The organism is Pseudomonas typographi (assembly GCF_014694385.1).
Lineage (GTDB): Bacteria > Pseudomonadota > Gammaproteobacteria > Pseudomonadales > Pseudomonadaceae > Aquipseudomonas > Aquipseudomonas typographi.
In genome coordinates, this window is sequence record NZ_JAAOCA010000041.1 from 23148 (window position 1) to 46032 (window position 22885).

Here is a 22885-nt window from a genome sequence, read left to right on the forward strand (position 1 = left end):
GCTGCCTGGCCGTTGTCAGCGGCGAATTATTCCATAACAACCGAAGCTATCACCTGAACGTTTTAATCTGAAGTTATAACCGTTGGCGGCGCCACCGAGCGCATTAAAAGGTCTCTAGCTCAAGTACCAAATAATATTTCAGCGCCGGCCTCAGCCTGATTAACATCGCCCTTTATATTTTGAATATCGCAGGGCGCCAGAATGGCCGACACTTATTTAAAAAACCACCTCACGGTCGCACCTAACGTCCCGGTGTTCGACTTGCCGATTCACGTGGCACTGGAACATGGCCTGTTCGAAAAGCGTGGCTTGCACGTTCAGTTCAGTGAAGCACACGCCCCGCAGGCCTATTCCAGCCAGGAAGCCTTCGAACGGCAAAAGGAATCACTCTACGAAGCGCGCCGGGCCGATGCCTACAACCTTTGCGAGTGGGCCGGCCTGGATCGCTCGGAACGTAGCCGCCGCGGCAGCCAGGTGCATGCACTGCGCCCCGCTGTGATTGCCCAAGTGATCGTCAGCTTCGACCCGCAGATCCAGGAACTGCGGGATTTGGCAGGGGTACCGGTCGGTATCAACGAGTTCACTGGCTCGCACTACACCACCTTGCAATTTCTAGATGGCGCACTGGCCCGCGAAGACATCGTACTGGTGCATATCGGCGAGCCATTCGTGCGCTATGAAACCCTCAAAAGCGGCCAATTGCGAGCCGCGGCGCTGATGGAGCCGTATGTCAGCCTGGCGCTGAAGGAAGGCGCGCACATTATCGGGGTGAATTTTTACCGCGGCGCTGAAGTGATCGCACCGGAGCTACCCCCCGACGCACGGGCGGCCTACCTGGAAGCGGTCAACGAAGCCACCAACCTGATCAACGATGACTTCGCCCGCTACAAGCACTACATCATTGCACCGGTCAAGGACCGCCTGGACGAAGCGGAGCTGGCCAGTGCCTTCGTGCGCTATGCCCACAGCCGCCCCCTGGACGAAGCCCGCTTCGCGCACACCTACGCATGGATGCGCTCGTGGAACCTCACGCCTGGCCTGAGCCCGTACAGCGCCCTGGTCGCCGTATAAGCGGCGGGCTCAAGGCAGTTCATCGAGCAATGCCTGGCCGCTTTCATAGCGCGCCAGGTTGGTGATGAACTTGTCCACCAACTGTTTGCGGGTCAGCCAGCTCAACGCGCTGGTATGAGGCGACAGCTTGATTTGCCCATGGCTATAGAACGGATGGCCCGCCGGCAGCGGCTCGGGCGCGGTGGTATCCAGCGTGGCGAAACCCGCCTGGCCTGATGCCAATGCCGCCAGCAACGCCTCGTCATCCACCAGTTCGCCACGGGCCACGTTGACCAAGTGCAAGCCAGGTTTGGCGCAGGCCCAGGCTGCAGCATCGATGATTCGGTAGGTCGATGGCGTCGAAGGCGCCACCAGCACCAGGTGATCGCTCAGCGCCATCAATTCGCCGACCGACCCGACCAGCCGCACTCCTGCCAGCGGTGCCGGGGCCTTCGATTGCCGCAGGGCGACCACCTGCGCGCCCAGCCCAAGGGCTTTATGGGCCAAGGCTTGGCCGATCGCTCCCAAGCCCAACAAGCCGATGGTTGAACCGTATACCGATGCCGTGCGGCGCCCCGTCCATTGCTCAGGGCCGCTGACCCACAAGTTGGGCAGGTCTTTGCTGACAGAGAGCATGGCGGCCAGGCAGTACTCGGCAATGGAATGCGCAGCCACCCCCCGGGCGGTACTGATGCGCGCACTGCGCAGGAACCAGGCCGGGAAGAGGTCGATCCCCGAAGACACCAACTGTATCCATTTAATGTGCTTGGGCCAATTGGCCGGTTGCGGCAGGGTGCGGCCCTGCCCGCCCTTGCCAATCGGCGAAGCCAGCAAGATCTCGGTATTGTCGGGGATGTCCAGCGACCCCCACGGCAGGCGCTGGATGGGGCGCCCCAGGCGCTGCTCCAGGGGGTCGTTGAAGTCGTCCTCCAGATGGCTGCTGATGACGGGTAAGGCCATGTAGATTCACTCCTTGATAGGGCCGGGAGGGCGCAGAACGTTATTGGCGGATATTCACCGTCTTTTTCAACTCATCCCAACGTGCCCGCTCGTTGGCGATAAACAGCGCACTTTGCGCCCGGGAGTCTCCCCGCGCATTGGCGCCTTGGGCGAGCAATGCTTCTCGCACGTCAGTGTTTTGCAGGGCCTGGGCGACATGCTCGCTCAAGCTATCGAGGATGTTGGCCTCGGTGCCTTTGGGGGCCAGTAACCCGAACCACGCACTGGCGACCACCTGGCCGATGCCCGCCTCGGCAGTGGTTGGCACCTGCGCATAGCCCGGCCAGCGCTCAGGCTTAGCCACCAGCAATGGTTTGATCTGGCCATTTTTGATATGGCCCGCCACCGCTGGAAACGATGTGAAAAACCCGTCGATGTGATCGCCCAACAGATCGTTCAGCGCAGGGCCCGTGCCTTGGTAAGGAATCAGTTCGGCTTTGATTCCACTGTCGCGCTTGAATTGCTCGGTCAACAAATGAGCATCGGAGCCAAACGCGTTGATGCTGAGGTTGACGCCTTGGCGCTGCGACTTAGAATAAGCCACCAGCTCCTGCAGCGTATCGACAGGCAAGTTACTGCGCACCACCAACGCATAGGGCAGATCGGCCAGGATGCTGATCGGCGCCAATGCTTGCGCAGGGTCCAGCCCTTCGGTGTCGCGCGGGTCGGTATTAACCACCAGGGGGCCGGCGAAAGACAACAGCAGTGTGTAACCATCCGGTTTGGCCCGGGCGACGTTGCGTACAGCCAGTAACCCCCCGGCACCGCTGCGGTTCTCGACGATGAAGTTCTGCCCATAGGCCGCGGCCAATCGCTCGGCGACCAACCGCGCAATGATGTCGTTGGTGCCACCGGGCGGTGACGGGATAACGATCTTAACGGGATGGCTCGGGTAACTATCCGCCTGTGCCACGTGGGGGATGGCCAAAAGGGCCGATAACGACAGTAATATCCATATGCCCAGTTTCAAGAGGCGTATCCTTTTCAGCGGCAGGTTCCCGAGCATCGTGCGGGGGCGTGGTGTTTCAGACACTCGCACAAGCATCGACGCGAAAATGCTGCTAGCGAAGGCGCCGTGACGGCAACGCAGCACGGCGGCAAAAGGCATCGTCAACATTGTGCAGCCAACGTCTGAAACCACACTAGCCGCGCAATCCTAAGTGCCGGGTACTGGCCGTGGCCAACAACGGATGTCTCTAAGGTAATAACCGCCAGCACCGGAAAAAAAACCGGCAATGTGTGAATAAGCGCCTAACCAAATGACGCAGTCACCCTCCCCGACGCGCGCTTTTCCGATGCGTTATAGTTGCCACGCACCGGCCCCGGCATCGACCAGAAGCCGTTGCTCAGCAACGGACGGGGCGGTATACCCGCGTCGATAGCCGGCGACCTGCCCCATAGCCATCAATCGTTCGCGGTTTTCGGAACGGTACCTGGGGCCGGGTCGTTTTTATGCTGGGCGACTTGAGCAGCCGGGGCCTGTAATGGGTCGATAGGCAGCGAGTTGAAGTCGCGCAAGCCAGACGGCGTGTGCGGGTTGCCAATCAGCAAGCGGCCCTGTTTGTAGTCAGCGTTGACCAGGCTTTGCGAGGGTGCGAATTCATCGAAGCGCAGGCCGGCGAGGTCAGCCCACGTGTGAATGAAATGCGACGTACTGTAGGGCCGGTGCAGATAAGCGCCATCCAATGGCAGGTTGGCTTGCGCGGCCTTCCAGCTGGGCGAGCTCCAGACGATGAATGGCACGGTATACATCGGCCTGGTCGGTGCCGCTTCGTTGCGCCCAAGCACCTTCGGCGCTACGGGGTCATAGACCGACTCACCATGGTCAGACAAGTAAAGCAGCAAACCGTTGGGGTCCGTATTGCTGAAACGCTTGATCAACGATGACACTACATAGTCGTTATAGCGTACGGCATTGTCATAGCTGTTGTAGACCGCCAGTTGATCATCCGTCACGTTGGCCGGCACACCACTGCGATCTTTGAAGTAATCGTAGGTTGGCGGGTAACGATAGTGGTAGCTCATGTGCGTGCCCAGCAGGTGAATCACGATGAACTTGCGCGGGGCATCGTCGGCCAATGCCTTGGAAAACGGATCAAGCACGTCGCCGTCGTATTGGCTGGTTTCGTTCTGGTCCCGATTGTTATTCAAATAGGTCTGTACGTCCGCCTGCTTGGAAAACAAGGTGAGCATGGTGTTGCGCTTGGTCATGGTTTGTTGATTGGTGATCCAATAGGTTTTGTAACCTGCCTGTTTCATCACACTGACCAACGTAGGCGTGCTCAGGTACAGGTCGGGGTGCTCCTCATCGGCGAAGGTCAATAACTGTTGCAGCGTCTCGATGGTGTAGGGGCGCGGCGCGATGACGTTGTCGAACACCTGCAACTGGCTGCGGATTTGGTCCAGGTTTGGCGTGGTGGGGCGGCCGTAACCGTAAAGGCTCATGCGTTGGCGCGTCGTCGACTCGCCGATCACCAGCACCAGGGTAGAGCGTTGGCCCGCGTGCTGGTCAGTGAGGTTTTTCAGCGGCGGTATGTGCGCTTGCGTGGCCAGCATCTTCGACATCTCGTCGAGCTGCTGGCGATATTGGTGATAGCCAACGACTATCTGCCAGGGCGCTGCCGCTTCGATGTTCTCTTCGAATTTAGCGGCCGCCAGCTTGACGGTGGCGCGCTTGAAGTACTGGTGAACGGCGTTGTAGCCCACCGAAACGCCAAGGAACAACACGCAGCATGCAACCAGTGCCTTGCGCGGTAGGTAAACCGGGCGCACGCGGGTCCACAGCAGCAGCCCACCCAGGCTATAGGCAACGATGACCGCCACGATAGACCACGAAAAATAGTGCCCCAGGTATTCGCTGGACTCCTGCATGTTCGAATCGAACATGATGAAGATCACACTTTGCGAAAACTCCTGCCCGTAGATCAGAAAGTAGCCCAGGCCTGCCAGCGACGATACCCAGAGGATGATACCCAGCACGCCAGCCAGCAGCCGCGTGCGCGCGGGAAACAGCAGCAGTGGAACCATCCACAACAGCGTCACCATCGACGCCTGGACCATGCCCTTCCAACCCGCGACGCCCGCCTGGATGATCAGCAGTTGGGCTACCCCCGAGAAGTACCAGAAAAACAGAAACATCCAACCGAGGCCGGCCCAATTTACCCGGCGATGTGTCACCGGCGCGGTGTTTCTAGATCCCATAACAACCTCAATAGTAATAGGCGGCCCGTGGCAGGCCAGGGCCGTGGCTCACGCCGAACCGCCGGCCATCAGCTGGCGGACCAACTGGACGCACAAGGCCTGCACCTCTGCCAAGGGCCGGCTGGCATCCACTTCGACGATTCGCGCACCATTGAACCGAAGCAAGGGCGTGGCTTGGACCTTCTGCCTGAGCAACGCCAGATTATGTTCAGGCTTGCGGGCAAACGCGGTGTCGGCGTCGATATTCAAGCGTATGACCAAGGTCGGGCGGTAACTCGCCATCTGGTGATAAAGGCTGAGCTCGCGCTTCGCCAGCCAGGCGGTGAAACGATTGGCCGGGCGTGCGGCGGACAACCCTGGGCCGTCGTAGAAGCCGGGAATTTCCAACTGCGGGTATCGGTCGCAAATCACCACACCCGCCTGTTTACGCAACGCCAGCATCTGCTTGAAGCGACGCACCCGCCGCCTGGAAAAACCATAAATCACCGCGGCGGTGAAAACCCCAGGAATGCGCTCGCCTTCGGTCCGTGCTTGCTTGGCCTTTGCCCCCAAGCGCCGCGCTAACATCGGGCCAAGCAGCGGCCATGCCTGGATTTTCAACCCCAGTGCACCGGAGCCCAGGCCAAGGTAAGCGTAGGCCGCGCCCTCGCCCTGCAGCGCCGAACAGACCGACGCCGCCAGGGTGGTCTTGCCCGCCCCGTCGGAGCCTACGATCGCGATCAAGGGCGCCAGCGTAAGGTCGTCATGGCGAATGCCGTTGAACATCCGAACGCTAAGGCCAGTCATCGGTCGCCCAACGCGTCGTGAGGCCACGACAGGCTACGAGAAACGCCGGCTTTGGCCTGTGCAATAACGTCTGCCAGCGGCAAGCGGCTATCCAGGTCCAGAATTGGCGCGCCCTGGTACTCAAGCTTCGGGACATTGGCGATTTTCAGCGCCAACGACTCGTAGCGATGATCGGGTTTGCGCGCAAAGGCCGTTTCCAGGTCAACGTTCAAGCGGATGACCAGATCCGGGCGGTAACTAATCATGTAGGCGTACAGCGCCTTTTCGCGCCCGGCCAGAAAGCGCACGAACGCGTTGCGGTAAGTGACATTCGCAAGCCCCGGGCCATCGATTTTGAGGTTGGCAACGGCAATTTGTGGAAAGCGGTCCGCGACGACCGCCACACCCTTGCGCCGCAGCGCCATCATTTTCTGATAACGCCGCCAGCGCCGCAGCGACAACAGGAAGATCGCAAAAGCCGCGAGGGTGCTTGGCCCCTCCCCGTCCTTTTTAAACGCCGGGCTCACCCGTGGCGAATTGTCCGCGATCAGCCGCGCAATGCGTTTTCCGACCAGGGGCCACTTCACCATGGCCTCACCCAGCGCTTTGGACTGGACGCCCAAGTGGCAACTCTGCGTGCTGCGCGATGCCTGCATCCAAGCAAGGATCGCGTCTGACACGGTTGATTTGCCGGCGCCGTCGCAGCCCACAAACGCAATCAGCGGCGCCAGGTTATGCTTTGGGTTATCTGAGCTCGACCGCTTCGGGCCTGCTGGCTCGAGACGCGCGCCTGCCTCAAGCGGCTCGCTAGGCAATTGCTGGTTGTTATAGGTTGCACACTTCATTGGATTGTCTCATCCGATATAAACACGCCGCACCACAGGGTCAAACGCCAGCGCTCGAGGTTTCACCCGCCAGGCGCGCCTGATGGGTGAGCCGCGCCACGGCGCCATCTTTGACCTGCATGACCTCGTCGGCAATTTCGATTAGCCGCGGGCGGTGGGAAACGGCAATGATGGTTATTTCAGGGGTGAGGGCTTTCAGGGACGTACAAATGTCGCGTTCGGCCTCGGGATCAAGCGCACTGGTGGCCTCATCGAGAATCAGTAATCGCGGGCGGTGCGCCAATGCCCGGGCGATCACGATGCGCTGGCGCTGGCCGCCGGAGAGCTTGCCACCGCGCTCGCCGACCACCGACAACAGGCCATCCGGCAGTTTTTCAATGAACTCCCAGGCCCCGGCTTGCCGCAGAGCACGTTCGGCATCGGCCGCCGTCAACGCCGGCTCACCCAACGTCACGTTCGCCAGGATGCTGTCGTGCAGCAGAAGGGTTTCTTGCGTCACATAGCCGATCATCCGTCGCCAATTGCGCCGGTCAAGGTCGGCCAGCGACACGCCATCCACGTAAACCTGCCCGGCCTCGGGGCTGAGCAGCGCGCATAACAAGTCAAGGATCGTGGTTTTGCCGGCCCCCGAAGGCCCGACCAACGTGGTCATGGTGCCAACGTCGAACGCAAAGGACGCGCCCTCAAGCACCGTGCGCCCGCCGTACCGGAACGACACGTTGTTGAACTCGATACGCCGGTTCAACGTTGGCTGCACGGTTCCGCCTTTGGGTTCGGCTTCGGCCGCTGCGGTTTCCACCGCCTCGCGCAGGGCCCAGAACGCACTTTCTTGGGCGGCCATGCGGTGGTAACGCTGCTGCGCCTTGTGCATCAGCCCCAGCACGCGCACCACCATGAAGATCAGCACCATCACCGACGATAAAGGCAGCGTCCAGATAACCAGCCCGGCGTACAGGCCCGCTGCGGCGAGGATAGCCAGCAAGGGCTCTTGCAATGCCCGCAACGTTTCACGGCTGGTGACTTCCTTCTCCATCGCGGCGTTAAGTTCGGTGGCCTGGTGGCGCAGCAAGGAGTCGGCGATGTCTTCGCGTGCCATCGCCTTCAGCGGTTTAACCGAGCCGAGGGTATCGCTCAGGCTAACCAGTAAGTCTCGCATCAGGCTGGTCTGGCTTTTGCCCGCCCGGCGGGAGGTTTTCACCAGCCCCCGCAAGGCGAGCAAAATCGTCAGGCCAACCACCAGGCACACCACTGCAGCCTGCCAGGACACCACCAGCGCAATCACCGCATAGGCCACGGCCTGGATAGACAACGCGACCATGTTGGCGGCATGCTCATAGGCGGTCGACGCACGGTAGGCCTCGGTCGCTACCGCATTCGCCAGGGCGCCACCGGGTTGGCGCAGGTAATATTCCCAGCGGCTGCCGAGCGTGGCGTTGATCAAATCCACGCGCAAGTCGGTGGCCACGTGGGCGACGGTGTAGCCCACTTGGCGATTGGCGACGAGAATCAAAAGGCTGCTCAACGCCATGCCGACCACGATGATGGTCAGCAACACCACAATCGTCGGCTGCAGGCCGAAGCTCTGCAGTGCGTTGATGATATGCACGCCGAATGTCGAGTGAGCGTTGTCACCCAGCATCACCGAAACCAGCGGCAACATGGTGGTCAAACTGACGCTCTCGACCAGCCCCGCCACGACGAGGCTCAGTAGCATCAAGGCGGTACGCACCGGGTAAGACCGACCAAAAGCAAAGATAATTCGCATAACACTCACATTCGAAATCAGGCTTCACACCACGGGAACCCCGGCGGCGGATAACGTGTGTTGCGTGCACCACTGGACCCAGCGCCCGGTGACCTGTGCCTTGTCTGCGCGGGCAGCTATCAGCCAGCCAGTTCGGCCAAGGGGCGCAACACTGAAAACGCCTGGATGATTTGGTCAATCTGCTGCGGTGTATGGGCCGCGCTGACGCTGCAGCGCACCAGTGTAACGCCGGCAGGTGTCGCCGGCGGCAATACCAGGTTGACGTAGACACCCTGGTCGATCAGCGCTCGCCAGAACCCCAGGCCTTGCTCCTTGGTGCCCACCATCACCGGTACCACCGGGCTGACATGAGGCCCAAGGGCATAACCCAGGCTCGCCAAGCCGTCATACAGCCTATGGGCGTTGCTCCATAGGCATTCGCGCAGTTCCGGCCGCGTGGCAATGGCCCGCAGTGCCGAACGCACCGAGGCAACCACCGACGGTGATGGCGACGCGGTGAAAATGTAGGGGCGGCTGGCGTAGCGCAAAACTTCCATGCCGCTGCGGCCCGCAGCAAAACCACCGATCGCAGCCAGGCTTTTGCTGAAGGTGCCGAGGATGATGTCGACGTCAGCCTCAACCCCGAGCGCTTCGGACAACCCTCGGCCGTTAGGGCCCATTACGCCAAATGAATGCGCCTCATCGACCAGCAAGTAACCGCCCAGGCGGCGTTTGATGTCAACGATTTCCTTGAGCGGGGCGGTATCCCCCAGCATGCTGTAGATGCCCTCGACGATGATCAGCGCATCTTTGGCCTGCGCGCCCAGGCGCAGCATGCGCCGTTCCAGGTCTTTAGCATCGTTGTGTTGAAAACGAATGATCTGCGCACCGCCCAGGGCGCAGGCATCATAGATGCTGGCATGGCAATCGGCATCCAGCAGTACCACTTCTCGTGGGCCCGCCAGCGACCCGATAATGCCCAGGTTCGCCACATAGCCCGTGGAGAAAACCATCACCGAAGGCCGATCGAGGAACGCTGCCAGTTCCGCTTCGAGCGCCGTGTGGCCGCCGTAGCTGCCATTGGCCATGCGCGACCCGGTGGTGCCGGTGCCCTCGGCTGCCAACGCCTGCTGCGCCGCCTCGATCGCCTGCGCGTCGAAGGTCAGGCCCAGGTAATTATTGGTGCCGGCCAGGATAACGTCTTTGTCGCCAATACGCCCTTCGGTGGGTGAATAAACGGCATCGATGCGGGTGCCGAACGGGCTGGCGCCGGAATCCTGGAAATGGGTGCGTTCAGCCGCCAAGCGGCTGAACTTGTCATACAGCCCCATGGCTTTTCTCCACATAGGCCACCAACGCGTTGGCGAGCTGCCGGGGCGTTCTGACATCCATTAAAATATTGATCGGGATCGACAGATCGTACTCATCTTCCAGCTTCATCAGCAGGTCCATCATCTTCACCGACTCTAAACCCAGGTCGTTGACCAGGTCACTGTCCGGACCAACCTGCTCCGATAGCGGAACCATGTCTCGCAGGCAAATCAGGACATTTTCTAAAATGGTGTGTTGCGTAAACATGGTTGACCTCTTCAACGTCCGAATTGATGTGCGCTCAGAACAGGCCATCCTGCAGGGCGCGGCGCAGCTTGATCTGGGGTACCCAGCCAAGGGCGGCAGTGATGGCCGTGTTGCTGCAGGTCCAGTCGTGGTGGGTCAGTTCGTTGACCTTACTGGTTGTCAGCATTGGCGCCCGTGGCAGCAGGTAGGAAAGCGCCAGGTTGGCCCGGGCGATGCACTTCAACAACGTGAGCGAAACGGGAATTTCACGCACGCGCGCCTGGCGGATGTCTGCAGCGATGCTGGCCAGGCCTTTCCAGCTGTATCCGCCTAGCGTGCCGTCGCCCAGCTCATAGGTGCCGGGCCTCGCCTCTGGCGAGCTCACCCATTGCACGACCGCCGCCGTCAGGTCGAACACATGCACGAAACTCAGGTGAGCCTCGCCTGCCCCCAGCCGTAACAGCAAGCCGCGTAACAGCCAGGAGAAAAGCGGCTGCAGCTCCCGGTCCCCCGGGCCATAAACCGCCGTGGGCCTGAAGATGGCGACGCTGACCGTGCCAGCAGCGCGCAGAACTTCCTGTTCAGCGTCGAATTTCGACCGGGAGTACCAGGATAACTCGGGATAGCGAGCCGCCAGCGAAGACATGTGAAGGAACCGTTCACAGGTTCCGGATTGGCGCGCAGCCTCCATGACCCGGCGGCTGCCGTCTACGTTGACGGCGCGAAAACCATGGGCGTCGCGCCCTCTGACGGCACCGGCGCAGTGGATCACCACGCCGGCTCCGGCGACCAGTTCGGCAAGCGATCGGGTGTCTTCCAGTGAACCCCGTACCCAGAACATCCCTTTCTTCAGCCCCGACTGTGTCCTGCTCAAGGCGCGAACATTGAAGCCCTGCGCCACCAGCATTCGGGCTATTTGGCCACCGATGAAACCACTGCCTCCCGTCAGGGCCACGACCAATGACATCAAGCGAAACCCACAGCCGCCAGCATTTCGGGACGCATGGAGATTTGACTGAGAAAGCGCTTACGGGCTTCGGCCCTGGCCGGCTTGCCGGATGAGGTACGAGGAATGCTGTGGGGAGGGACCAGATCGATCGTCGGTGAAAGCCCGAATTCGCTGTGGATTTTGGCAAACAGCGTGTGCAGCAGGCGCTCACGTTTGTCCTCGGCAAGGATCCGACACTGAACCTGCATCACCACCGCAGGCTCGCCGTCTTTCTGCACGATGAACACAATCGCGTCTCCCGGCCTGACTTCAGGCTCCGTCTCGGCAACCAATTCGATGTCCTGCGGCCAGATGTTGCGGCCACGAATGATGATGAGGTCTTTCTTGCGCCCGGTGACATACAAATTGCCGCCGAGCAGATAGCCTAGATCGCCGGTGTCGAGCCGCTGGGTTTCCTTGATCTGCCGAATTGACTCCGGGTCCTGGAAATAGCCGCTCATCAGGCTTGGGCCAGAAATCACAATCCGCCCCACGCTGCGCTCCGGTAGCGGGTTACCGGCTTCATCGAGCACCTCAAGCCGGTGGCCGGGTAATGGGCCGCCGCAGTTAACAAAGGTGCTGATGGCCGTAGAGTGCTCGCTGGCGGCCACGGCTTTGCCCTCAAGCTCAAGGATGTCGCGATCGACACGGTCAGTTTGGCCCCCCGCATCCGGGGCGGCGAAACTCACAGCCAAGGTATTTTCGGCCAGGCCATAGCAAGGCATGAAGGCGCTGGCTTTAAAACCGGCCGGCGCGAAGTGCTCCGCGAAACGGTTCAGGGTGGCGATTGCGATAGGCTCCGCGCCAACCCCAGCGACACGCCAACGGGAAAGGTCAAGGCTTTCGACTTCGGCCGGGCTGCAACGTCGCACACACAGGTCGTAACCGAAAGGCGGCGCCACGGATACCGTGCCCTGGTTGCGGCTCATCAGGTTAAGCCACTGCTTGGGGCGCATGGCGAAATCCTGAGTTTGCAAGTAGTCCACCGACAACTGCGTGGCAACAGGCGTGAGCACGAAGCCAACCAAGCCCATGTCGTGATAATAGGGCAGCCAGGAGATGCATCGGTCCCTGGGCCGCAGCCGGATCCCGGCCAGGCTGATACCGCGCAGGTTCGCCATGACCGAGCGCTGAGTGACGACGACCCCGCGAGGAAACCGCGTGCTGCCAGAGGTATATTGCAGGTACGCGATGTCATCTGGCTGAGGGGGCGTAAGCTCGATGTCGACCAGGGGCAGCGCTTCCAACGCCTCGGCTGTCCCGATGAATTTCTGGGTCGCCTTATCGATGGCTTCATGCACGAAAGACAACCACGCCTCACCGCCCAGCACCGCTAAAGGCGAGCAACTGGCAAGCAGGCCGCGCAACTTTTCAACGTAGGACTGATGATGCCCAACCCCTGTAGGAATAGGCAGTGGAACGGGAATCAAACCTGCGTATTGGCAAGCAAAAAAGATTTCCACGAACCCCGGGGTCGTGTCTGCGATCAGCGCAACACGATCACCTTTGTTCAGGCCAAGGCTCAACAGCCTTTTCGCCGCGGCCACAGCGCGTTTTTTCAACAGCCGATACTCCACGACGGCGGTCAGGTGACAGCGCCGATCGTAGAAATTCATGCCTGTTTGCCCGAGTGCGGCGTAATCCAGCGCCTCGGCAAGAGAGGAAAAGTCTGCAAGGCGCTGCGCAAGTGAGTGCCCTGAGCTTGTCTCTGACAAATAAAGAACAGTCAATGTTTGACCCCTTTTTCAAATACCGCGGCGGAGAAACTCGCCCTGCCAGCTTTCCCTGGGCAGCGGAGCCGCACATCCTCAACGCCAAGCAAAAGGTGGTCCCTTGAAAAACCAATGCCTGCATGCATGAAGGACAACGAAATTTAACCGATACACTTTTGCAGCCTATCAACAACAAAGCGGCAGAATCTTAACGCCCGAAGGCAACGCCACGCGTATCGAATTCGTCGATAGCATACATTGATCGTGACACATAGACGTAACAAAATATTTCAGTCATAGTCGGCAGTTATGACCGACAACGCTTGCTTAGCAGGCAGGGCCGCGGCTACGCGCATTGCTTTCCGGCCCGCCAATGAAGAAGACACCCCATTACATGAATAGAATGACTTCTCCGATCGTTACGGAACGGGTGAAGACTCGTCACGACCTTAACACCTTCATTTCGCTGCCGGGCTTGCTTTACAAAGACGACCCCCACTGGGTCGAGCCGCTTCACATGGAACGTCGCGAGCACCTTTCAAGCAAGAACCCAACGTCTCTACACGTGACCTGGCAAGCTTGGGTTGCGAAGCGCGGTAACGTCCCGGTCGGCCGTATCATGGCCCAGATCGATACGCTCCATCGTGAAATTCATGGCAATGGCAGTGGGCACTTCGGAATGCTCGACGCCATTGATGACCCGGAGGTGGTTCACAGCTTGATTTCCACCGCCGAGGCCTGGCTGCGAGAACAGGGTGCGCAGCAGATCACCGGCCCGTTCAGCCTGAACATCAATCAGGAAAGCGGGTTGTTGGTCGAGGGTTTCGATACACCGCCCTCCGTATTCATGAACCACAACCCGGCATACCTTGAAAAACACCTGACGGCAGCGCGCTACACGCCCGCAATGGATTTGCTGGCGTATTGGATGCGCACCGACGAGTTGAATTTCCCCGCGCCGCTGCGACGGATGATGGACCGCGAGCGTGGGCGAATCCGTATTCGCCCGCTTGACAGGAGCCAGTTCGAAGCCGAAATGCAGACCCTGCGAAGCATCTTCAACGATGCGTGGGCGAAGAACTGGGGGTTCGTACCTTTCACTGAAAAAGAATTCAGCGAAATGGGTGCGCAAATGAAATTACTGGTACCCGAGGATCTCATCTACATCGCCGAAATCGATAACCAGCCGTGCGCCTTTATCGTGGCGATGCCGAACCTGCAGGAGGCCATAGCGCCGTTGAAAGGCCGCCTGCTGCCGTTTGGCTGGCTTCGTTTACTGTGGAAGCTCAAAGTGTCGGGAACCCGCACAGCACGGGTGCCGCTGATGGGCGTGCGGCAACATTATCAGTTCAGCAGGCAAGGCCCCGTGTTGGCGCTGCTGCTGATCGAGGCACTCAAGCAGCCTTTCGTTCGGCGCAAGATCGACGCGCTGGAGATGTCCTGGATTCTAGAGACGAATACGGGCATGCGCACTATTCTGGAACGCATCGGCGCCACGGCTTACAAGCGCTATCGCCTTTATGAAAAACACATCTGAGCGGGCGCGCTTTGCGGCGCTGGTACTGGCCGCAGACCGACACCCTGGTGACCCGGTCGCGGCCCTAGGCGCCTCGGGATGCAAAGCATTAACGCCGGTTAATGGTGTGCCGATGCTTCATCGGGTCGTCTCTACGCTGCAAGGCAGCGATCACATCACGAACATCACGCTGGTCGGCCCTCCTCGGGCATTGCTCGATCGCGACCCGTTCATGCAGGCATTGCTGCGCCGCGGTGAAGTGGCAGCCGTGGAACCGGCGGCATCGCCGGCTGCAAGCACATGGCTGGGGCTGCAACACATTGCGTCCCGCCCCGTGGTCGTCACCACCGCTGACCACGCGTTGTTACGCCGTGAGATTGTCGATTATTTCCTTGAGCAGTCGGGCGCCAGCGATTGCGACGTGACCGTCGCCGTGACACCGTTGGCTACGGTGCTGGCCATGTTTCCCGAAAACAAACGAACCGCCATCAAGCTGCAGGGGGGCCCGTACTGCGGAAGTAACCTGTTTGCGTTCATGACACCAGAAAGCCAAAAACTTGCGGCGTTTTGGAGAAACATCGAACAGCAGCGCAAAAATCCGAGGAAGGTGATCGCGAGCGCTTTGGGTTTTGCGGCGACACTGCGATACCTGGCGGGAAGGTTATCGCTGGAGGAGGCGATGCAGCGTATTTCGGCTGCAGTCGGGGTGCGCGTGGGCGCGGTGGTCATGCCATTTGCTGAAGCCGCTGTCGATGTCGACTCAGTCAGCGATTATCAGCTCGTCGAACGAACCCTGCTACAAAGAGCCTCGACTTAACATACGATTGACCAAGACCTTCGGTTGCCCCCACCTGTTGGATCGGCAAGCGCTGTGCCCCCAGCGCCCTTTCGATTCGCACGTAGCGGTATTCATTCTTGCGGCACAGCCTGACTACAAGGTCTGCACATGCTCCTGATCGAGCGCTACATCATTGCCGAAATTCGGCGCCCTGTGTCGGTCATGGTCGGCATCCTGACCTTCGTGTTCGCCAGTTACTCGGCGCAACGCTACCTGACACAAGCCGCGAACGGCACGCTGGCATTGCAGTCGGTGCTGGATATCGTCGTTTACAAGGTGGTCATCGCCCTGGAAATGCTCGTGCCGGTAGCGTTGTACACCTCGGTAGCGATCGCGCTCGGCAGGCTTTATCACGACTCGGAAGTCACGGCTATTCTGGCGTCAGGCGCCAGCCCTTTACGCCTGTACCGTGCCATTGCCCTGATCTCGCTGCCCATTGCGGTTGCCGTTACCGCGCTCTCGGTGTATGGCCGCCCCTGGGCTTATACCCAGACGCACCGGCTGGAGCAGGCATCGCGCACCGACCTGGACGTTAACCACCTGTTGCCGCAGCGCTTCAACCTAAACCAGGACAATGGCCGAATGATTCTCGCCGAGCACATCGACCATGCGACCGGCAGCCTGGAGAACGCTCTGATTTACGACCCCGGAGAAGGAAAAACCCGGGTCTTTCGCTCGAAACTGGCCAAGGTCGTGGACCCCAACCCGGATGACCCGATCGTGGCAATGACCAACGGCACGTCGTATGCCCTGGAGCATCAAGGCACCAAGGATGTGAACATCGTGTTCAATAACCTGCTATTGCACCTGAAGCCCATCGCGCCTGAACCGGACACCATACGAAAAGCCACCTCGACCGCCATGCTCAGTGTATCGACCATGGCGCAAGATAAAGCCGAGTTGCAGTGGCGCGAGACACGCGGCGTGAGTGCCATTTTGCTCGCGTTGTTGGCGGTACCGTTGAGCCGGACCGCCCCGCGCAAGGGCCGTTTCTCTACGTTGCTGCCGGTCGCGGCACTGTTTGCAGTGATTTTCTACGCCAGCAATATCTGCAGAACACTGGTGGCCAACGCGACCCTGCCGCTCATGCCCGGTGTTTGGCTGGTGCCGTTATTGATGGCCGCGGCATTGATGGTATTCGTCGGCCGCGACCTGGCCGTTCTGCGTCGGCATTTGAAATGAGAATTACCAGCCTTTACCTCATTCGTAACGTGCTGATCGGGTTTGTCGCCGGGGCAGCGCTGCTGCTGCCGCTGTTCACCACTTTCGACCTGATCAGCGAACTCGATGACGTGACTTCCGGCGGCTATCGCTGGCCACTGGCGCTCGAAGTGGTGCTGATGACATTGCCCCGACGCGCCGTGGACCTGGGGCCTTTCATCGCGCTGCTGGGCGGGATCACCGGGCTGGGGCAACTCGCCCTGACCCACGAGCTGACTGCGATGCGCACGGCCGGTATGTCCATCGTGCGGATTGCCATCACCACGGTGATGGCGGGCCTGATGCTGGTGCTGCTGCTGGGCGCCATCGACGAGTGGGTAGCATCACCCTTGCAACAGCGTGGTGTGCAAATACGCAACGAGGCGCTGGCCATCTCGGGGGAAGCCGCCAGCCCTTCGGGTAGCATCTGGGCCCGGCACGGTAACGAGGTGGCGCGGATCGGCGCAATGTCGCGGCATAACACCCCGGTGAACATCGAGATCTTCCAGTACACGCCGGACTTGTTCTTGAAGTCATACGTGTTCGCGGCCAGCGCAGAGATCCGCGCGGATGGCACATGGTTGCTGAAAAACGCCCAGATCAAGGAATGGAACGGTACCGATGAAAGCATTCGCCAGCAAGGCACCCTGGTGTGGCGGTCGGTATTCTCCGACCGGCGCCTGAAAGACCTGACGTTGCCAACGGACAGCTTCTCCATCAGGCAGTTGCACCATTACATCCAGTTTCTCAACGACTCTGGCCAGCCCAGCGCCGAGTACGAAATGGCGATGTGGCAAAAGCTCGGCCGGCCCATCCTAACGTTGGCGATGATCCTGTTCGCGGTGCCATTCACCTTCGCGCAACAGCGCTCTCCAGGCCTGGGGGGCCGGCTGGCGATAGGGGCGGTGGTCGGCCTGCTGATTTATGTGGGCAACCAGATCATCGCCAGCCTGGGCTTGCTGCTGGCCGCCAACGTGATGCTGACAACGTTGCTACCCCCGCTTACGCTTCTGGGGGTCGCGTTGTGGCTCATCTACCGTTTCGACCGGGCCAGATAAATGAGCGCCAGCAACAGCATTGACGTGCCCCCCCGCCCCGGGCGGATCGGTATCGTCCTCAACCCTGGGAGTGGCTACGTACGCCGCCACCTGCAACCACTGCGCGTGTGCGCCGCACGGATTGCGGATGCCACGGTGATAGAGGCTTCATCCGAGGCGCAGATTACCCACGCGGTCGAGACGTTGCAGTTGGGCCGCGCCGACCTGCTAGTGGTCATCGGCGGAGACGGCACCCTACAAGCGGCCCTTACGGCACTGCTCAGGCTGGGGCCGCTGGTTGCCCCGTATGTGCTTGCACTGCCGGCTGGCACTACCAACATGAGCGCGGCTGACCTGGGTGTGCGCTCGAAACCCTTGGCTGCGCTGGAAAGGCTGAACGGCTGGCTCACCGACCAAGCACCGGCGCCTTCGCTTTCTGCGCGCGCCGTGCTGCAAGTATCTGACGCCGACCAGGCACAGCCACGGTTCGGCCTGTTCTTCGGCGCGGGTGCGATCATCAGCGGCGTGCGCTATTTCCACACCCGGGTGCGGCCCAAGGGCGTGCGCGGCGCTCTTGGGCCATCGCTGGCCTTTGTGCGCCTGTTGTTGGCATTGTTTCGCGGCCGTGAGCACAGCCTGCTCCCCGCCACCCCCGCGCGGCTGCACCTCGGCCCGCACCCCTTGCAGGCCCCATGGCTGCTGATTCTAGGGACCACGCTGAACACGTTGTTGCTGGGCAGCACGCCGTACTGGGGGCGCGAAAAAGCGCCGATGCATTTCACCGCCATTGCCCATCGGGCGCCGCGCCTGTTGCCCTCGCTGCTGCCCTTGTTGCGTGGCAAATCGAATGAGACGATGCGGCACAACGAAGCGTACGTCAGCCATAACCTGAGCCATACAACGATCGATGACCTGACCGAATACCTGCTCGATGGCGAGATATTTTCAAGCCACGGCCCACTTCACCTGTCGACGACCCCGCCGATACGGTTCATTGTGCTTTAGCGAAAGGCCAGGCGATGCCTAACACCCACTGTGCTACCCCGACACCGTCTTTGCTGGCCACCGTGGCCCGCGAATGCGCCTTGCCCGTGGCCTCCGAGTTGCAGGTACTCGAACAGGTACTGCGGTCACGATTCGGTGATGCCTTGAGCGGATTGCTGTTTTATGGCTCTTGCCTGCGCAATGGCGACCCCACCCAAGGCCTGGTCGACCTGTACGTGCTGGTAGATGACTACCGCCACGTGCGCACCAGGCTGCTGCCCATACTGGCGGACCGCTGGCTGCCACCGACGGTGTTTCTGCTCAAGGCCCTGGCGCCCGGCGGCAGGGTTCTGCGCGCCAAATGTGCTTTGATTTCACTGAAAGACTTCGAGCAAGGCACCTCGACCTGGTTTCAAAGTTATCTCTGGGGGCGGTTTTCCCAACCTTCACGCTTGGTGTATTACCGCAGCCAGGCCGTGAGGGACCGCGTGCATCTGGCGCTGGCCCACGCGGTGTTGCGGATAATGGCAGAGACGCTGCCGGCGCAGGCGTCTACGTTCTCCAGCTTTGCATTCTGGGAGCGCGCGTTCTCGTTGACCTACGGCACCGAATTGCGGCCGGAAAAAGCCAGCCGCCCCGCCGAGATCGTCACCCACAACGCCGATTATTACGCCCGTGTGACACGCGACGCAGCCGGGTGCCTCGCGGGCCTGGCGCCGTTGGAACGCCACAGTGACTTGTTTACCCGCCACTGCGACCCCGCCCAACAACGGCAGAACCGGTTGCGCTGGAAAGCCAGAAGGATTCAAGGCCGCACGCTGAACGTGCTGCGCCTGGTCAAGTCATTCTTCACCTTTGAAGACGGCGTGGACTATGTGATTTGGAAGCTTGAAAGGCATTTGGGCGAGCCGGTGACAGTAAGCCCGCACATCCACCGCTACCCGCTGGTTTTCTGCTGGCCGTTGCTATGGCGGCTGCTGAAGAATCGGCGCCTTCGCTAACAGGTGCATTCTGCTTGCGGTAGCCTCCGGCAGATTTACAGGCACAGCCTCACGGGCTAAGCCAGCGTGTGGCCGCGGTGCTCAACCGGTTTGTTTGGTTGCCGATGCGTCGCACTCCGGCTTGGCGGTGTTGGTACGCGTTACGTCCACGGCGCCAAGGTGCTGCAACGTGCTGCGGCCCAGCACGACCGTGTAATCCTTCTTGCCCGGCCCCTTGAGCGCCAAGTCTTCCTGATAAACCTGGGTGCCGATGCACAACGCCACGTTCACCACCTGTCGATGCCCGCCCGCCAACCCTTTGCCTTTTTCCGTGCGCAGGATCTTGCGTTCGAACGGTATGTCGGCCAGCGCGCCGGCCAAGCCCTTGGGCGCCTGCACCGTGAAGCGCACCCACTTTTCGCCGCCCTTATCGAAAGGCTCGATGTTCGCTGCCGCCAAATACGACGTTTGCGCGGAGGTATCAAGCTCAACCTTGACGGCCGCCTGTTCCGGCAATAACACAGCCTCCTCTTCCCAACCGAACACTTGATTTGGCGCTGCAGCGAGCGCGAGCTGAGGCAACATCAAGGCAAACGATGTACCGATGATGAGTTTATTGAGGGTGTGCATTCAGGGTCTCCGGCATGGGTGCTCATTTTGCACCCTGTACAAGCATGAGGCCATACCTCGCGCCTAGGCTGCGCGGGTGAATGCGCATCTTAGGCGCTTTTCGAGCAAAGGTGAGGCAGGGCGAAAACATTTCCTACAGAGCCTGTAACGGGAGCGCCCTGGGCAACAACGCCCCACAGCTGCGCCAGCCTCACCATCGTCTCCTTGGGGCCCCGGGTGCCGCAATCAAGTCGGCACAAACATGCAATGGTCATAGGGGGTCACGATGCGGGCGTAGCCGTCACGGGCAATCACCGCGCCAGCCTTCGATCAGCTCCAGCCCGCTGGCAGTCCTCGATGATCAAAAGCCTACGGTGGCGGACAGCAGGTAGGTTCGAGGGGTGGACAGGGTGAGGCCCGGCTCGCTGTCGTCCGATGCGCCGGCAGAAGCCCAATAACGCTTGTTCATGACGTTCTCGACATTGGCACGCACTGTGACGGCCTTGCCATCGACCTTGAAGGCGTAACGCGCACCGGCGTCGAAACGCTTCCAACTGTCGATCTCCTTGCTGTTGGCCTGGTCCAAGTACTGCGAGCTGGAATATACGCTGCGGCCTGTCAGCGTGAAGCCTGGCAGGCCCGGCACGTCCCATTCGCCGCCGAGGTTGACGTTGAACTTGGGCGTGGCCGGCGCGCGATTGCCGTCGTAGGTGCCGCCCACGGTGCTTCTCAGTTCGCTGTCGATGTACATCACCCCGCCGAGTAGCCGGAAGCCTTTGTAGGGCTCGCCGAATACGCTGAGTTCTACGCCGTCATTGACCCGCTTGCCGTTCGGGCCGAACACCCGTGTGGTGGTATTGGTTTCGTAGGCCGGTTGCTTGATGCGAAATACCGCAGCAGTGACGGCCAGGCGGCCAAAGTCATATTTGGCGCCGGCCTCGACCTGGCGGCTGATGAAGGGCGCGAAGATCTCGTCTTCGTTTACCGAGGTAGACGGCGCCGTCTTGCCTTGGCTCAGGCCCTCCATGTAGTTGGCGTACAGCGACAACTGCTCGGTCCACCTGTAGAGAACGCCGGCCGAAGGCGAGACCTTCTCCTCGTCGTAAGCGGTGTCGCCTTTTACGCCATCGGTCCAGTCGTCGACCTTCACCCGCTGCCAGCGCCCACCCAAGGTGAACAGCAGCCGGTCATCGAAGAAACCGAGCGTATCGGCCAGCGCGACACCGGTGTAGCGGCTTTCGGTGTATACCTTCGCGTCCTGGCGGGTGGGATTGCTGGGCGTGGGGGTTGCCGTCGGGTCGTAGAGGTTGCTGGGGGCAGCGGCATAGCGCGCACCGCCGTTGGTGAAGTCCATGTAGAAGTAGCTTGCAGCCAGGTTCACTTCATGGCTGACCGGGCCGGTCTGGAAGCCATTGCGCACGCCTGCGGTGGCGGTCCGGACGTTCTCGTCACGGGTGAAGTCCCGTGGCTGAACGCTGAAGTCGCCGGCATCATTGGTAATTGAAACGCCATGGCGCAGGAAGTCATGGTTGCTTTTACGCGCGCCGATACCGCCATACACCATCACCGAGTCGTTGACGTCGAACTCGCCATTCACGGTGCCGAAGGTATCGCGAGTACGCGCCTTGCTCCATCGCTGCGCATAGTTGTCGCGCACATCTTTGGCATCGGGCACCTTGGCGTTGGCGCCAACCTGCACGCGTTCCTGCGGCGCATCGGTATCCCGTTCGGTGTGCCCCAGATCAGTGGAAAGCCTGACCCGCTCGCCACGAAAATCCAGGCCCAACACGGCCATTTCACGGTCGACGCTCTGATGGTCCCACTCGGTATCCCCGGCCTGCTTCACGCCGTTGAAACGGATACCGAACTGATTGCCTTCGCCGAATCGCCGACCGATATCCACCGCCCCGCCCACCTGACTGTTGGAGGCATAGCTGCCGGTGAACTCGGTGATCGGCTGGTCGGTGGCGCGCTTGGGCACCACGTTGATGCCACCGCCTACACTACCGCGCGGCGATATGCCATTGATGAGCTGGCTTGGACCGCGCAGAACGTCGACGCGATCGGCCATTTCCATGTCGATCGAGTAGGTCGGCAAGATGCCGTACAGGCCGTTATAGGCCACATCGCTGTTGAATAGGCTGAACCCGCGAATGGTGAACTGCTCATAGCGACCGCCGGCCGGGTTGGTGGAGCGCACTGCCGGGTCACTGGCAAGCAGGTCACCCAGCGTACGTGCCTGCTGGTTCTTCGCCACCTCGCCCGTGTAGGTGGTCATGCTGAACGGCGTTTCCATGAAGTCACGCGACCCCAGCAAACCTTGCGAGCCTCGACGCGCCACTTGCCCACCCGCGTAGGCCTCACCTTCGGCATTGGCGAAAGCGGTGTGGGTGCCGGTGATCTCAGTGGGGGCGATTTCAACCACCCCTACGCTTGGTGAGGCAGCCACCACGGTATAGGCACCTTGCCCTACCGGTTGCAGTTGCAGGCCACTGCCCGCCAGTAATCTGGCAAAACCGCCCTCGACGCTGTAACTGCCGTTTAGCCCAGGGCTCCGCCGGCCATTGACCAGTCCCGGGTCCACCGAGAGGCTCACCCCCGCCTGGCTGGCGAAGCCCGTCAGCGCCGCGGCGAGCTCGCTACTGGGGACGTTGTACGTCCGCTGTTGGTTCTCGGCAAAGGCGACAGGTGCTGGCAAGGCGCCCAAGCCGAACAGCAGGTTCAGACACAACGTGGGACCGGAAAACGATGACGCCAGACGGGTTCGTGAATGTGGCCGCTGGCGGGGTAGTGCAGGCATTGGTGCGTTCTCTTTGAGTTTGCTTACCTCCCATGACAAGCGAGCGACAAAAAGAGGACA

19 protein-coding genes are annotated in these 22885 nt (G+C 60.7%); 7 read left to right on the plus strand and 12 right to left on the minus strand.

What is annotated here, in order from left to right; translation table 11 throughout:
• Positions 1–201 precede the first annotated feature (201 nt).
• Positions 202–1071 (plus strand): ABC transporter substrate-binding protein, encoded by an 870-nt coding sequence (locus HAQ05_RS24080; RefSeq protein WP_190425670.1) that lies wholly within the window; start codon positions 202–204, stop codon positions 1069–1071.
• A gap of 9 nt (positions 1072–1080) precedes the next feature.
• On the opposite strand, the gene HAQ05_RS24085 is transcribed toward HAQ05_RS24080, so the two are convergent.
• The 10 genes from HAQ05_RS24085 to HAQ05_RS24130 all read right to left on the minus strand — a co-directional run bounded on the left by HAQ05_RS24085 (position 1081) and on the right by HAQ05_RS24130 (position 12879).
• Complete coding sequence (locus tag HAQ05_RS24085; protein ID WP_190425673.1) at positions 1081–2010, minus strand: NAD(P)-dependent oxidoreductase; 930 nt, start codon at positions 2008–2010, stop codon at positions 1081–1083.
• A gap of 40 nt (positions 2011–2050) precedes the next feature.
• Complete coding sequence (locus tag HAQ05_RS24090; RefSeq protein ID WP_190425677.1) at positions 2051–3019, minus strand: Bug family tripartite tricarboxylate transporter substrate binding protein; 969 nt, start codon at positions 3017–3019, stop codon at positions 2051–2053.
• Between the two features lie 434 nt (positions 3020–3453).
• Entirely contained in the window at positions 3454–5250 is a 1797-nt protein-coding gene (gene cptA / locus HAQ05_RS24095) for a phosphoethanolamine transferase CptA (RefSeq protein WP_190425680.1), read from the minus strand.
• A gap of 48 nt (positions 5251–5298) precedes the next feature.
• Positions 5299–6036 carry a nucleoside/nucleotide kinase family protein gene (locus HAQ05_RS24100; RefSeq protein WP_190425683.1) on the minus strand — a complete coding sequence of 246 codons (738 nt, stop codon included), beginning with the start codon at positions 6034–6036 and terminating at the stop codon, positions 5299–5301.
• Positions 6033–6860 (minus strand): nucleoside/nucleotide kinase family protein, encoded by an 828-nt coding sequence (locus HAQ05_RS28820; RefSeq protein ID WP_238936579.1) that lies wholly within the window; start codon positions 6858–6860, stop codon positions 6033–6035. Before HAQ05_RS28820 ends, HAQ05_RS24100 begins: the two co-directional genes overlap by 4 nt.
• Positions 6861–6900: 40 nt before the next feature.
• The gene (locus HAQ05_RS24110) at positions 6901–8625 is read right to left on the minus strand and encodes an ABC transporter ATP-binding protein (RefSeq protein WP_190425686.1); all 1725 of its coding nucleotides are present in this window, start codon (positions 8623–8625) and stop codon (positions 6901–6903) included.
• Between the two features lie 119 nt (positions 8626–8744).
• Positions 8745–9935: a serine palmitoyltransferase gene (gene spt / locus HAQ05_RS24115; protein WP_190425689.1), complete on the minus strand. Its 1191-nt coding sequence runs from the start codon at positions 9933–9935 to the stop codon at positions 8745–8747.
• The gene (locus HAQ05_RS24120; protein WP_190425692.1) at positions 9922–10182 is read right to left on the minus strand and encodes an acyl carrier protein; all 261 of its coding nucleotides are present in this window, start codon (positions 10180–10182) and stop codon (positions 9922–9924) included. The genes spt and HAQ05_RS24120 overlap by 14 nt, the downstream gene beginning before the upstream one ends.
• 34 nt (positions 10183–10216) lie before the next feature.
• On the minus strand, positions 10217–11128 hold the full coding sequence (locus HAQ05_RS24125; RefSeq protein WP_190425695.1) for an NAD-dependent epimerase/dehydratase family protein: 912 nt from the start codon (positions 11126–11128) through the stop codon (positions 10217–10219).
• A complete protein-coding gene (locus tag HAQ05_RS24130; protein WP_190425698.1) occupies positions 11128–12879 on the minus strand; it encodes a fatty acyl-AMP ligase in 1752 nt (583 codons plus the stop codon). The genes HAQ05_RS24125 and HAQ05_RS24130 overlap by 1 nt, the downstream gene beginning before the upstream one ends.
• A 385-nt stretch (positions 12880–13264) precedes the next feature.
• Here HAQ05_RS24130 and HAQ05_RS24135 point away from each other — a divergent pair, with 385 nt between their 5' ends.
• The 6 genes from HAQ05_RS24135 (at position 13265) to HAQ05_RS24160 (ending at position 19437) form a co-directional block, all read left to right on the plus strand.
• Positions 13265–14398: an N-acetyltransferase gene (locus HAQ05_RS24135; RefSeq protein WP_238936580.1), complete on the plus strand. Its 1134-nt coding sequence runs from the start codon at positions 13265–13267 to the stop codon at positions 14396–14398.
• Positions 14382–15194 (plus strand): nucleotidyltransferase family protein, encoded by an 813-nt coding sequence (locus HAQ05_RS24140; protein WP_190425704.1) that lies wholly within the window; start codon positions 14382–14384, stop codon positions 15192–15194. The genes HAQ05_RS24135 and HAQ05_RS24140 overlap by 17 nt, the downstream gene beginning before the upstream one ends.
• 129 nt (positions 15195–15323) lie before the next feature.
• A complete protein-coding gene (lptF, locus tag HAQ05_RS24145) occupies positions 15324–16397 on the plus strand; it encodes an LPS export ABC transporter permease LptF (protein WP_190425707.1) in 1074 nt (357 codons plus the stop codon).
• Positions 16394–17473: an LPS export ABC transporter permease LptG gene (lptG, locus tag HAQ05_RS24150; protein WP_190425710.1), complete on the plus strand. Its 1080-nt coding sequence runs from the start codon at positions 16394–16396 to the stop codon at positions 17471–17473. Before lptF ends, lptG begins: the two co-directional genes overlap by 4 nt.
• Positions 17474–18457: a diacylglycerol/lipid kinase family protein gene (locus HAQ05_RS24155; protein WP_190425713.1), complete on the plus strand. Its 984-nt coding sequence runs from the start codon at positions 17474–17476 to the stop codon at positions 18455–18457.
• A gap of 14 nt (positions 18458–18471) precedes the next feature.
• Complete coding sequence (locus HAQ05_RS24160; RefSeq protein ID WP_190425716.1) at positions 18472–19437, plus strand: hypothetical protein; 966 nt, start codon at positions 18472–18474, stop codon at positions 19435–19437.
• An 81-nt stretch (positions 19438–19518) separates the two neighbouring features.
• Here the strand turns inward: HAQ05_RS24160 and HAQ05_RS24165 are convergent, their stop codons facing one another.
• Together HAQ05_RS24165 and HAQ05_RS24170 are read right to left on the minus strand one after the other, a co-directional pair.
• Positions 19519–20046, minus strand: a complete 528-nt coding sequence (locus tag HAQ05_RS24165; RefSeq protein WP_190425719.1) for a putative ATP-dependent zinc protease — start codon at positions 20044–20046, stop codon at positions 19519–19521.
• Positions 20047–20386: 340 nt separating this feature from the next.
• Positions 20387–22825 (minus strand): TonB-dependent siderophore receptor, encoded by a 2439-nt coding sequence (locus tag HAQ05_RS24170; protein WP_190425721.1) that lies wholly within the window; start codon positions 22823–22825, stop codon positions 20387–20389.
• Positions 22826–22885: the final 60 nt, after the last annotated feature.

Coding starts and splice junctions, on each gene's coding strand:
- HAQ05_RS24080 (WP_190425670.1), top strand. CDS start 202: ATGGCCGACACTTATTTAAAAAACCACCTCACGGTCGCACCTAACGTC.
- HAQ05_RS24085 (WP_190425673.1), bottom strand. CDS start 2,010: ATGGCCTTACCCGTCATCAGCAGCCATCTGGAGGACGACTTCAACGAC.
- cptA (WP_190425680.1), bottom strand. CDS start 5,250: ATGGGATCTAGAAACACCGCGCCGGTGACACATCGCCGGGTAAATTGG.
- HAQ05_RS24100 (WP_190425683.1), bottom strand. CDS start 6,036: ATGACTGGCCTTAGCGTTCGGATGTTCAACGGCATTCGCCATGACGAC.
- HAQ05_RS28820 (WP_238936579.1), bottom strand. CDS start 6,860: ATGAAGTGTGCAACCTATAACAACCAGCAATTGCCTAGCGAGCCGCTT.
- HAQ05_RS24110 (WP_190425686.1), bottom strand. CDS start 8,625: ATGCGAATTATCTTTGCTTTTGGTCGGTCTTACCCGGTGCGTACCGCC.
- spt (WP_190425689.1), bottom strand. CDS start 9,935: ATGGGGCTGTATGACAAGTTCAGCCGCTTGGCGGCTGAACGCACCCAT.
- HAQ05_RS24120 (WP_190425692.1), bottom strand. CDS start 10,182: ATGTTTACGCAACACACCATTTTAGAAAATGTCCTGATTTGCCTGCGA.
- HAQ05_RS24125 (WP_190425695.1), bottom strand. CDS start 11,128: ATGTCATTGGTCGTGGCCCTGACGGGAGGCAGTGGTTTCATCGGTGGC.
- HAQ05_RS24135 (WP_238936580.1), top strand. CDS start 13,265: ATGACTTCTCCGATCGTTACGGAACGGGTGAAGACTCGTCACGACCTT.
- HAQ05_RS24140 (WP_190425704.1), top strand. CDS start 14,382: ATGAAAAACACATCTGAGCGGGCGCGCTTTGCGGCGCTGGTACTGGCC.
- lptF (WP_190425707.1), top strand. CDS start 15,324: ATGCTCCTGATCGAGCGCTACATCATTGCCGAAATTCGGCGCCCTGTG.
- lptG (WP_190425710.1), top strand. CDS start 16,394: ATGAGAATTACCAGCCTTTACCTCATTCGTAACGTGCTGATCGGGTTT.
- HAQ05_RS24155 (WP_190425713.1), top strand. CDS start 17,474: ATGAGCGCCAGCAACAGCATTGACGTGCCCCCCCGCCCCGGGCGGATC.
- HAQ05_RS24160 (WP_190425716.1), top strand. CDS start 18,472: ATGCCTAACACCCACTGTGCTACCCCGACACCGTCTTTGCTGGCCACC.
- HAQ05_RS24165 (WP_190425719.1), bottom strand. CDS start 20,046: ATGCACACCCTCAATAAACTCATCATCGGTACATCGTTTGCCTTGATG.
- HAQ05_RS24170 (WP_190425721.1), bottom strand. CDS start 22,825: ATGCCTGCACTACCCCGCCAGCGGCCACATTCACGAACCCGTCTGGCG.